This window comes from Acidovorax sp. Root217 (assembly GCF_001428645.1).
Classification (GTDB): Bacteria; Pseudomonadota; Gammaproteobacteria; order Burkholderiales; family Burkholderiaceae_C; genus Acidovorax.
In genome coordinates, this window is sequence record NZ_LMIH01000023.1 from 139,836 (window position 1) to 151,824 (window position 11,989).

An 11,989-nucleotide genomic window follows, 5' to 3' on the forward strand; every position below is an offset into this window, starting at 1 on the left:
GGCCGATTTTCGAACATTTATTCACCGCAAGTCCAGAGATGATCCATTTAGTGGGGCCCGCAGCCGTCGGGCCCGAATTTCTCACCAGAGAACCCGCCATGACCCATTCCGCCGCTTTTGCAGACTTCGCCCCACGCCCCGCCCTGACCAGCCCGCTGCGCGCCGCCATCACTGCTGCCTGCCGCCGGCCCGAGCCCGAGGCCCTGGCCCCGCTGCTGGCCCAGGCCCGCGTGCCGCAGGACATGGCCGCCGCTTCAGAGCAACTGGCGCTGCGCATTGCAGGCGCCCTGCGCCAGCGCAAGGCCGCCAGCGGCCGTGCCGGCATCGTGCAGGGGCTGCTGCAGGAGTTCTCGCTGTCGTCCCAGGAGGGCGTGGCCCTGATGTGCCTGGCCGAGGCGCTGCTGCGCATTCCCGATGCAGCCACACGCGACGCGCTGATCCGCGACAAGATCAGCAACGGCCAGTGGGAGCCGCACCTGGGCAAGAGCCCCTCGCTGTTCGTCAACGCCGCCACCTGGGGCCTCTTGATCACCGGCAAGCTGGTGGCCACGCACAGCGAAGGCAGCCTGGGTGCATCGCTGGGCAGGCTCATCGGCCGGGGCGGCGAGCCGCTGATCCGCAAGGGCGTGGACATGGCCATGCGCATGATGGGCGAGCAGTTCGTCACTGGCGAGACCATTGCCGAGGCCCTGACCAACGCCCGCCGCATGGAGGCCGAGGGCTTTCGCTACTCCTACGACATGCTGGGCGAGGCGGCGCTGACCACGGCCGACGCCGAGCGCTACTACGCCTCGTACGAGCAGGCCATCCACGCCATCGGCAAGGCATCGGCCGGGCGCGGCATCTACGAAGGGCCGGGCATCTCGATCAAGCTGTCGGCCTTGCACCCGCGCTACAGCCGGGCCCAGTTCGCGCGCGTGATGGACGAGCTCTACCCCCTGGTGCTGCGCCTGACCGAGCTGGCCAAGCGCTATGACATCGGCATCAACATCGACGCCGAGGAGGCCGACCGCCTGGAGATCTCGCTCGACCTGCTCGAGCGCCTGTGCCATGAGCCCAGCCTTGCGGGCTGGAACGGCATCGGCTTCGTGATCCAGGCCTACCAGAAGCGCTGCCCGCATGTGATCGACTTCGTGATCGACCTGGCGCGGCGCACGCGCCGCCGCCTCATGGTGCGCCTGGTCAAGGGCGCCTATTGGGACAGCGAGATCAAGCGCGCCCAGATCGACGGCCTGGCCGACTACCCGGTCTACACGCGCAAGGTGCACACCGACATCTCCTACGTGGCCTGCGCGCGCAGGCTGCTGGCCGCACCCGAGGCGGTGTACCCGCAGTTCGCCACGCACAATGCCGAGACGCTGGCCACCATCTACCACCTGGCGGGCAGCAATTACTACGCGGGGCAGTACGAGTTCCAGTGCCTGCACGGCATGGGCGAGCCGCTGTACGAGCAGGTGGTGGGCACCATCAGCGCCGGCAAGCTGGGCCGCCCCTGCCGCATCTACGCCCCGGTGGGCACGCACGAGACGCTGCTGGCCTACCTGGTGCGCCGCCTGCTCGAAAACGGCGCCAACACCTCCTTCGTGAACCGCATCGCCGACGAGACCATCGCCCTGGCCGAGCTGGTGCGCAGCCCCGTGCAGGTAGTGGATGAAGCCGCCGCCCGCGAAGGCGCGGCCGCCCTGCCCCACCCACGCATCCCGCTGCCGGGCGCGCTGTACGGCCACGGCCGAGCCAACTCGCAAGGGCTCGACATCGCCAGCGACGCCATGCTGGCACAGCTGACCGCCACGCTGCAGGCCAGCGCGCTGCACGAATGGAAGGCCGGCCCGCTGCTCGCCACCGATGCGCCCACCGGCACGACCATCCCCGTGCGCAACCCCGCCGACCTGCGTGATGTGGTTGGCCAGGTGCAGGAAGCCACGGCCGGCGACGTGGACCAGGCACTCAAGAACGCACAGTCGGCCGCCCCCGCCTGGGCCGCCACCGCCCCAGCCGAGCGTGCCGCCACCCTGCAGCGCACGGCCGACTTGCTCGAAGAGCGCATGCAGCCCTTGATCGGCCTGTTGATGCGCGAGGCCGGCAAGAGCGCCAGCAACGCCATCGCCGAGGTGCGCGAGGCCGTGGACTTTTTGCGCTACTACGCGGCCCAGGTCGAGGGCACCTTCGACAACGCCACGCACATTCCCCTGGGCCCGGTGGCGTGCATCAGCCCCTGGAACTTTCCGCTGGCCATCTTCATGGGCCAGGTGGCTGCGGCGCTGGCCGCCGGCAACCCGGTGCTGGCCAAGCCGGCCGAGCAGACGCCACTCGTCGCCGCCGAGGCCGTGCGCCTGCTGTGGCAGGCCGGCGTGCCGCGCGGCGCGGTGCAGCTGCTGCCCGGCCAGGGCGAGACCGTGGGCGCGCGCCTGATCGGTGACGACCGGGTGATGGGCGTCATGTTCACCGGCTCCACCGAGGTGGCGCGTATCCTGCAGCGCACCATCGCCGGCCGGCTCGATGCCGCGGGCCGCCCCATCCCGCTGATCGCCGAGACCGGCGGGCAGAACGCCATGATCGTGGACTCCTCGGCCCTGGTCGAGCAGGTGGTGGCCGATGCCGTGTCCTCCGCCTTCGACAGCGCCGGCCAGCGCTGCTCGGCCCTGCGCGTGCTGTGCGTGCAGGAGGATGCCGCCGACCGCGTGGTGGAAATGCTCAAGGGCGCCATGGGCGAGCTGCGCATGGGCAACCCCGCAGCCCTGGCGGTGGACGTGGGCCCAGTGATCGACGCCGAGGCCCAGGGCGGCATCAACAAGCACATCGAGGCCTTCAAGGCCAAGGGCCTCCCTGTGTTCCAGCACTGCCGCAGCGACGAGGCCGAGGCAGCGCAGGGCACCTTCGTGCCGCCCACGCTGATCGAGCTCAACGCCATCAGCGAGCTGCAGCGCGAGGTCTTCGGCCCCGTGTTGCACCTGGTGCGCTGTGCGCGCAACGACCTCGACAAGTTGCTCGACCAGATCAACGCCACCGGCTATGGCCTGACCCAGGGCGTGCACACCCGCATCGACGAGACCATCGCCCGCGTGGTGGACCGCGCGCACGCCGGCAACGTCTACGTCAACCGCAACATGGTGGGCGCCGTGGTGGGCGTGCAGCCCTTTGGCGGCGAAGGCCTGTCGGGCACCGGCCCGAAGGCCGGCGGCCCGCTGTACCTGCTGCGCCTGCTGGCAGCGCGCCCGGCCAACGCACTGGCGCACACGTTTGCCGCCGCCGACCGCGCCGTGCCCGCCGACATGGCCGCACGCGACCACCTGCTCATGCCCCTGCGTGCCCTGGAGCGCTGGGCCCAGATGGAGGGCCATGCCCCCCTGGCCGCCACCTGCCGCCGCTTTGCCGCCGAAAGCCAGAGCGGCACCGCACGCACCCTGCCCGGCCCCACGGGCGAGCGCAACGTCTACAGCCTGCTGCCGCGTGCCACGGTGCTGTGCATCGCCACCACGCAGGACGAACTGCTGACCCAACTGGCCGCCGTGCTCGCCAGCGGCGGCAAGGCCGTCTGGGCCGATGCCCACACCGCCCTGTGCACCACACTCCCTGCCGAGGTACAGGCGCGCATCAGCACCACCGGCAATGCCCTGGCCGACGGCGGCATCGAACTGGCTGCCGTGCTGCACCACGGCAGCCCCGACGCACTGCGCAGCGTGTGCGAACAGCTCGCCCGCCGCCCAGGCCCCATCGTCGCCGTCACGGCCCTGCCCCCAGGCAGCACCGAGGTGCCACTGGAGCGCCTGCTGATCGAGCGCGCGCTGAGCGTGAACACGGCGGCGGCCGGGGGCAATGCGAGCCTGATGACGATCGGCTAACGCGCAGGCGCCGGGCTACCTGGCCTTGCCCGCCGGCTTGGCCGCCGCAAACCCCAGCTTTTCCATGGCCTCGTGCGTTTCCAGCAGCATGGCAGATACCTCGGCCACCGTCACGCGCAGGCCGGTGGCGCGCTCACGCATGTGCTCGTAGGCCTGGGCCTCGGTCATGCGCTGGTAGTCGACCAGCACGCGGATGGCCTTTTCGATCTGGCGGCGCGACTTGATCGTGGACTCGAGCTTCTCGATCTTGCTCTGCTGGCGCTGCTGGAAGCCCTGCGAGGCCCGCGCCAGCACCAGGGTGCTGAGAATGCCCGAGGAACGGAACGGCTTGGTGATGACGCCATGCGCCTTGGTGTCGAGCAGCAGCTTGAGCGTGGTCGGGCTTTCATAGTCCGACAGGGCGACGAACGCGGCGTCCACGGCGCTGGCGTTCCAGGCACTGCTGCCCTCCAGGTCCTGCGAGACCTGGAAAAAGATCACGTCCACCCCCGTGGGCGGCTCGGCCGGGAACGGCCACACCACTTTCAAGCGGCAGCCGATGCGCTGCAGCTGCTGCACCACCACGTCGCGGTCCTCCCCCGGCGGATAGACCACGGTGACGCTGATGCTGCGCAGGTCTTCGTAGAGACGGCGGAGGCTTGAACTCATAGGAGAACGTGTTTACGGTTTTTCCGATGCCGCGTTGGAGCGCAATCGGGATGAGTGGATGCTTCGGGTGCGCTGCATGGGCTCATGCCCATGCAAACAATCGGGGCGTCTAATCGCCCGATTTAGCCCCAACCCTTTGGGCAAGTGCCTTGCCGGGCGGTCTGTGGCGTTGCGGCGCTTGTTGATAGTCAAGCTATCAACTGCGCACCGCGCCTTGCATCCCATCCCGGCAAGGTACTTGCGCGGCTTCGGAAAAACCGTAAACACGTTCTTACCTCAGCCAGAACTCGGAAAAACCGAAGGTGGACAGGTACGGATCGGGCCGCACCGGCTCCGACGCTTCCCAGGCAATGTCGAACTGCCCATCCGCTCGGCAGATGCCGATGCGCGGTGTGAGCGCACAGTGGTTGTTCTCGGCATCCACCGTCACGCGCCCCTCGGGCGAGTCGAAGGACACGGCGCGCGCCGCCTCGACCAGCCTGCGCCGGTCCATGCTGCCTGCACGCTGCAGGGCGCGGGCGAACAGGTGCACCTGGGTATAGGCCATCTCGGACCAAGTGCTGGTGGGCCGGTCGCCAAAACGCTTGCGCCACAGCGCCACGAAGCGCTGGTTGCTCTCGTTCTGCACCGAGCCGAAGTAGGTGGCCGAGGTGATGTGCCCCTCGCACAGCGCCGGGCCGATGAGGCGGATCTCCTCCTCGGCCATGGACAGGCTGGCGATCGGCATGGTCTTGGGGTCCAGACCAAAATCGCGGTACAGCTGGTAGAACAGGCGGGCCGACTGCCCCACCAGCGTGGAGAACACCACGTCGGGCTGCTGGGCCTTTATGTCCGCGAGCACTTCCTTGAGTTCGGAGGGGCCGGCCTCGATGGGCAGGTAGACCTCTTCGAGAATCTCGCCGCCATGCTGTTCGACCATGTCGCGCATGATGCGGTTCGATTCGCGCGGGTAGATGTAGTCCGCGCCGACGAGGAAGAAGCGCGTGCCGCGGTTCTGCATCAGGTAGGCGGCCAGCTGCACGCTGTTCTGGTTGGGCACGGCTCCGGTGTAGATCACGTTGGGTGAATACTCGAAGCCTTCGTAGAACGAGCAGTACCACAGCAGTGCGTTGTTGCGCTCGATCACCGGCAGCACGGCCTTGCGGCTCGATGAGCGCGAGCAGCCGAAGACCACATTGACCTCATCCTCCAGCAGCAGCCGCGTGGCGAGCTTGCGGTACTCGGCAATGTCGCCCTTGGGGTCGTAGACGACAGGGATCAGCGGCCGATCGAGCACGCCGCCGAGCTGGTTGATCTCCTCGATGGCCAGGGCCGTGCCGAAGAAGTGCTCCGACTCGGTGACGCCCGTGGGCCCTGAGCGGGAAAACAGCACGCCAACGCGCCAGCCGTCATCGGGCTGCTGCATGGAGGGATCATCGGACATGGCATTCCTTCATTGGTCGAACATGCTTTGCAGCTGGTGCGGCGTCCTCGCGCCCTGCAGCAACAGCATCAGCAAGATGCGCGCCTTGTGCGGGCTCAGATTGTCGGCGAACACGGCGCCCGCGGCCTTGAGCGTGTGCCCGCCGCCATCGAAGGCGTAGGCCGGCTGCACGCGCCCGTTGGGCACCCGGGTCGATATGACCACGGCCACCCCGCGCGCGATGGCTTCACGGATGGCCTCGAACATGCCGGCATTCACATTGCCAAAGCCCAGCGCCTGCACCACGACGCCGCGCGCACCCAGCGCCACTGCGGCGCGCACCAGGTCGCCGCTGGCGCCCGCGAACATGGGCACGATTTCGACGCGCGGCAGATCCCCCGCGCGCAGCGGCACATGCTGGCGGCGCGTGGGCTGGCGCGAGAAGACCACCCGGTCATCGTCCACCACGCCCAGCAGGCCGAAGTCGCCGGACTTGAAGGCCTCCACGTCGGCCGTGTGGGTCTTGGTGGCCTCGCGGGCGGCGTTGATCTGGTTGTTCATCGCCACCAGCACGCCCTGGCGGCGCGCCTGGCCGGCCACGCAGATGCGCGCCGCGTTGAGCAGGTTGCGCGGACCGTCGAAATCAGGCATCGAAGCATTGCGCTGCGCGCCCACCAGCACCACGGGCTTGTCGCTGGCCAGGGTCAGGTCCAGGAACCAGGCCGTCTCCTCCAGCGTGTCGGTACCGTGGGAGATGATGACGCCGGTGATCTCGGGGCGCGCCAGCGCCTCGTGCACCGCATGCCACAGCTGCACCCAGCGCCCCGGGTCCATGTGGTCGGAGGGGATGTTGAACAGCTCGCGCACCTCCAGCCGCGCCACACGCGACATGGAGGGTACTGCCGCCAGCAGGTCCTCCCCCGACAGAGCGGGCACGGCCCCACCCCGCTCGGGGTCGAGCTTCATGGCGATGGTGCCGCCGGTGGCGATGAGCTGGCACAGCGGCAGGGGCAGCGGCATGGACGGTGGTGCCGACAGGGGGCAGTCCTGGGCGTGCATGTCAGACCCTCAGGTGGCTGAAAACCGCCTCTACAGCCCCATCGGCCTTGGCCAGACCCTCGTCGACCAGCTCGCCCTGCTTGAGGACCACGTAGCGATCAGCCACCTTGAGCGCAAAGGGCACGTTCTGCTCCACGATCAGCAAGGTGGTGCCGTGCTGCTCGCGCTCCTGCAGCAGGGCATTGGCCAGCCGGTCGATCACCGAGGGCTGCAGGCCTTCGGTGATCTCGTCGAGCAGGATGACCGAGGGCCGCACCATCAGCGCCCGCGCCAGCAGCAGCATCTTCTGCTCGCCACCCGACAGCGTGCCAGCGTACTGCGCGAGGCGGCTGCCGAACACCGGAAACAGCGGCTCCACCGCCGCAAATCGCTCGTCGAAAAGCGACTCCTGCGCCAGCCCCAGGCGCAGGTTGTCGCGAATGCTCAGGTCGGCGAACAGCGGCTGCTCCTGCGAGGCGTAGGCCACACCCTGGCGCGCGATGCGGTGCGGCGGCAGGCGGGTGATGTTCTCGCCATGCAGGTGAATGGCGCCGGCCTTCTTGGCCAGGTAGCCCATCACCGTCTTGAGCAGGGTGCTCTTGCCCATGCCGTTCTTGCCCAGCAGGGCCACGGCCTCGCCCTTGCGGATGTCCAGGCTCAGGCCGCGCAGCACCACGGAGGCGCGGTAGCCGCTGGTGATGCCGTCGAGCACCAGGGCCGAGGGAGATGCAATGGCGTTCATGCGCCCTCCTTCATGGCATGCGTACTGCCCGAGTAGATGGTCTTGACCAGGGGCGAGTTGACCACCTCCTGGAAGCTGCCCTGCATGGCGATCGCACCCTGGTGCAGCACCACGATGCGCGTGGAGATGAGTTCCACGAAATCGAGGTCGTGCTCCACCAGCAGGCAGCACAGGCCGTAGCGGTGCGCCAGCGACGACAGCACCTCGCCGATCTGCGTGCGCTCCGTCTTGGTCAGCCCGGCCGTGGGTTCGTCGAGCAGCACCACGCGCGGCTCCAGCGCCAGCACCATGGCCAGCTCCAGCGCCTGCTGCTCGCCGTGCGACAGGTCGCGCGCCACGGTGGCCAGCTTGCCCTCGAGCGCCGTGGCCCGCACCACATGCAGCGCATAGGGCGGCAGGCGCAGCACCGGGTCCTGGTGCAGCAGCGAGGGGCGCTCCAGCCGCGTACCGGCGATGCGCAGGCATTCGGCCACGGTCAGCGACTCGAAGATGTTGGCGTTCTGGAACTTGCGGCCCAGGCCCAGGCGCACACAGGCCTCGGGCGGTAGCTGGCGGATGTCGCTGCCGCACAGCTCCACGGTGCCGCCGCTGCGCTCGGCGCCGTCGCTCATGCAGCGCATCAGCGTGGTCTTGCCGGCGCCGTTGGGCCCGATCAGCCCCACCAGCTCGCCTGGGCGGGCCTCGAAGTCGATGCCCTGCAGCACCTTGAGGGAGCCAAAATGCTTGGTCACGCCCTGCAGGCGGATGGCCACCGCATCGGTCGCCTGGCCGTCGGTGCTGCCCGGCCGCTCCTGCAGCTGCGGCATGCGCCTGGCACCCTGCAGCAGGCCGAAGGGCTTGAACAGCAGCGGAATCAGCCCCTGCGGAAACAGCACGATGACCACCACGAACGCCCCGCCCAGTATCAGTTGCCAGGCAAAGGGCATGCTGCTGCTCAGGTAGGCCGTGGCCACGTTGATCAGCACGCCACCGGCCAGCGGCCCCCACAGCGTGCCGCGCCCGCCCAGCGCCACCCAGATGATGAGCTCGGTGCCCAGCGCAAAGCCCGTGAGCTCCGGCGCCACCACGCCGCTGAACGCGCCGTAGCCAAAGCCTGCGATGCCGGCCATCACACCCATGGCCGTGAGCAGCGCGATCTTCACCCGCGAGGTGTCGATGCCCAGGTAGGTGCAGCGCACCTCGTTGTCGCGGATGGCCGCGAACACGCGGCCCGCATCGCTGCGCACCAGCACCCAGCCGATGGCACCAGCCACGGCCAGCATGGCGCCGGCCACCCAGTACCAGGCCTCAAGCGACCAGTCGAAACTCTGGTAACCCGTGAGCCCCGAACTCGACCCCGTGAAGCTGCCACCCGACAGCAGCAACTGCGTGAGCACGATGGGCAGCACCAGCGAGATCACCGTCGCAAAGAACGGCGAGGCCCCGCGGTAGAACGAGAGCCAGCCCACCAGGCCGGCCACCGCCGCGCTGGCCAGCACCGTGGCACCGACAGCCAGCAGCACGGTGAAGGTGCTGAACCCGACGTGGGTGAACACCAGCCCGGCGGCATAGGCGCCGATGCCGAAGAAGGCCGACTGGCCGAAGGTGAGGTAGCCGGTGTAGCCCCAGAGGATGTCCACCGTGATCGCCGCGATGGCGAAGAAGAAGGCCTTGATCAGGATGTTCAGCAAATAGGTGTCGAACACCCAGGGCCCGGCGACGAGCAGGGCCACACCGATGGCGCCGAGCACCAGGAGGCTGTTGAAGGGGCGCGCCCGCATCACTGGGTCAGCGGGTTCGGCGGGCATGGCGGGCGGCAATGCCGCATTGGAATGGGTGGTGGTATCAGCCACGGGCAAACCCCTTGGGACGGATGCGCAGCGTGACTGCGGCGAGGACGGCGATGGTCAGCCCGCCGAGGACGGGGCTGGCGTAGGTGCTGACCAGCACCTGGGCCGCGCCGAACACCACGCAGGTCACCAGCAGGCTGGCCATGGAATGGCCCGAGACCATGACCAGCATGAAGGCGCTGACCAGCCAGGGCAGGCCCATGTTGGGGTCGACGCTGGACAGCGGCGTGATCATGGCGCCGGCCAGCGTGCCCAGGCCCGCGCCCAGGCTGAAGGTGATGAAGCGCACGCGGCCCGAATGGATGCCCAGGCTGCTGGCCAGGTCCTCGTTCATGATCACGGCGCGGGTGCGCACGCCAAAGCGCGTGCCGTTGAGCAGCCCCGTGAGCGCCAGGCACAGCACGATGGCCACCGGCACCAGCACCAGGCGGTAGGCCGAGTAGTCCACCCCCGCGACCTGCCAGGTACCCGACAGCGGGGCACTGACAAACTGCACTTCGCGCCCGAAGGCGATCACGATGAGCTGGCCGATGACGATACCGAGCCCCCAGGTGGCCAGGATGGCGTCGAGCGGCCGCTTGTACAAGGGGCGCACGATGAGCCCTTCCACCAGCATGCCCACGGCAATGCCGACCACGATGGCCAGCGGCCAGGCCAGCCACGGGTCCATCTGCAGCCGGGTGACCACGTAGCTCGCATAGCCGCCCAGCGTGAGCAGGGCACCATGCGCAAAATTGACGATCTTCATCACCCCGAAGACCATCATCAGCCCCGCCGTGACGACGAACAGCATCGCCGCCGTGGTGAGCAGATCCAGCAAGAGAACCATGGTGTGCTCCTACGAATGGAGAGGAATCGGGCCGCGCAGGGACAGCGCGGTGGTGGTGGCGGCACGGGTCATGGGGTATCTCCTGGGTCTTTTGGGTATCGTGCGTATCGTGGGTATCTTGGGTAGCGCAAGCAGTGCCTGCACAGGCAATGCACAGGCCGTGCCTGCCCGGCGGGCCTGGCGCACAAAATCGGTCAGTGAAAGGAACAGCGGGAGGGGTCCCACAGAGAACATGTTTTCAAGCTCCAGAAAGCAAAAAGCCCCTGACCGCGCGGTGTGCGCATTCAGGGGCTTTCATAGCCGGTATGTGGTCAGCAATGCTGCTGAGGGACTGCAGTGGCTTGGCCAGTGCGGTCGTTTCAATTATGACAGCCGGTCACACCAGCGTCAATCAACTGCGAAGCCGCTTTCTTCGCGATTTGTCCTCCCTGCAGGCGCCCTCAGGCGGGTCATTCAATCGGCCCAACTCACTCCATCTGCGGGCATTGCGCGCCCGGGTCCACGCTCGCGTAGGTCTCCAGGATGCGGATGCTGCCGTCGGAGCGCACCTGCCCCAGGCGCATGGCCAGTGGCGTGTGCCGGCCCTTGCCCATGCGCAGCGTGCCGCGCGGGCCGGTCACCGTGACCTCACCCAGCGCCTTGATGACCTTGGCGGCATTCGTGCTGCCTGCCGCCTCCACCGCCGCCTTGTACTGGAAGAAAGCCTCGTACTGCGGCACCGAGAGTTCGTTGGGCGCCTTGAGGTCCGCGCCGAAGCGCACCAGCATGCGCATGCGGAACGAGCGGTTGTGCGCCGTGTCGATGGAGGGGAAGTAGGACGCCGCCATGAGCATGCCCGTCGCCGCGCTGCCCATCTCCCGCGCAGTGCTTTCATCGATGGACAGGTTGCCAAGCGGTATGCGCACGTCGGCGGCCTTGAGCTGCCGGGCCAGCGACACGTTGGGTGCGCCGCCTGCGGTGGCACTGATGATCGCGTCGGGCCTGGCCGTGCGGATTTTGGCGATCACCGCCGTCCAGTCGCTGCCGTCCACGGGCAGGTATTCCTCGCCCACCACCTGCCCACCGCCCTTTCTGATGGTCTGGCGCGCAAACTCGAGCATGCCGCGGCCGAAGGCGTAGTCGCTGCCCACGAGAAAGAAACTGCGCGCATTCCGGTTGCGCGCGAGGTACTCGACCACGGGCGCCACCTGCTGCTCGGGCACCCAGGCGTTGACGTACATCCAGGGGCTGCACGAGCGGCCTTCGTAGAACGAGGTATAGATATAAGGCAACTGGCCGCGCGCGACGATGGGCAGCGCCGCATTGCGCGCCGCACTGGTCTGCATGGCAATGAGGGCGTGCACCTTCTTGTCGAACACCAGCGCCTGCACGGCCTTCTGCGCGCCCTCGGCGCCAGAGGCATCGTCCATGATCTCCAGCTGCACCGGCCGCCCCAGGATGCCGCCGTTGGCATTGATCTCCTCGACCGCCAGTTGCGAGGACTGCACCACGGCGGGCGCCACCACGCTGTTGGCGCCCGAAAGCCCCACGGCCACGCCGATGCGGATGGGCTCGGCCGCACGCGGCTGCGCCGAGACAGTGGTGGCCATGGCAAGCAGCACCGCCGTGGCGAACAGGGCTAGCACGGCCATCTGCAGTGTGTTCAGAAGCATCTTCATC

General features: G+C 68.3%; 8 protein-coding genes. 1 reads left to right on the forward strand and 7 read right to left on the reverse strand.

The features are described from left to right. The first annotated feature begins 98 nt into the window (after positions 1 to 98). On the forward strand, positions 99 to 3,842 hold the full coding sequence (putA, locus tag ASE31_RS20575) for a trifunctional transcriptional regulator/proline dehydrogenase/L-glutamate gamma-semialdehyde dehydrogenase (protein WP_057203660.1): 3,744 nt from the start codon (positions 99 to 101) through the stop codon (positions 3,840 to 3,842). A 15-nt stretch (positions 3,843 to 3,857) separates the two neighbouring features. On the opposite strand, the gene ASE31_RS20580 is transcribed toward putA, so the two are convergent. The 7 genes from ASE31_RS20580 to ASE31_RS20610 form a co-directional block, all read right to left on the reverse strand. Further along, positions 3,858 to 4,490 carry an ANTAR domain-containing response regulator gene (locus ASE31_RS20580; RefSeq protein ID WP_200961146.1) on the reverse strand — a complete coding sequence of 211 codons (633 nt, stop codon included), beginning with the start codon at positions 4,488 to 4,490 and terminating at the stop codon, positions 3,858 to 3,860. A gap of 271 nt (positions 4,491 to 4,761) precedes the next feature. Next, a complete protein-coding gene (locus ASE31_RS20585; protein WP_057203661.1) occupies positions 4,762 to 5,913 on the reverse strand; it encodes a transporter substrate-binding domain-containing protein in 1,152 nt (383 codons plus the stop codon). Between the two features lie 9 nt (positions 5,914 to 5,922). Then, on the reverse strand, positions 5,923 to 6,951 hold the full coding sequence (locus tag ASE31_RS20590) for an asparaginase (RefSeq protein WP_057203662.1): 1,029 nt from the start codon (positions 6,949 to 6,951) through the stop codon (positions 5,923 to 5,925). Between the two features lies 1 nt (position 6,952). Further along, on the reverse strand, positions 6,953 to 7,672 hold the full coding sequence (locus tag ASE31_RS20595; RefSeq protein ID WP_057203663.1) for an ABC transporter ATP-binding protein: 720 nt from the start codon (positions 7,670 to 7,672) through the stop codon (positions 6,953 to 6,955). Further along, the gene (locus ASE31_RS20600) at positions 7,669 to 9,432 is read right to left on the reverse strand and encodes an ATP-binding cassette domain-containing protein (RefSeq protein WP_235514714.1); all 1,764 of its coding nucleotides are present in this window, start codon (positions 9,430 to 9,432) and stop codon (positions 7,669 to 7,671) included. Before ASE31_RS20600 ends, ASE31_RS20595 begins: the two co-directional genes overlap by 4 nt. A 64-nt stretch (positions 9,433 to 9,496) precedes the next feature. Beyond that, entirely contained in the window at positions 9,497 to 10,330 is an 834-nt protein-coding gene (locus ASE31_RS20605; protein ID WP_057203664.1) for a branched-chain amino acid ABC transporter permease, read from the reverse strand. A gap of 467 nt (positions 10,331 to 10,797) precedes the next feature. Then, positions 10,798 to 11,988, reverse strand: a complete 1,191-nt coding sequence (locus tag ASE31_RS20610; RefSeq protein ID WP_082604281.1) for a substrate-binding protein — start codon at positions 11,986 to 11,988, stop codon at positions 10,798 to 10,800. Position 11,989: the final 1 nt, after the last annotated feature.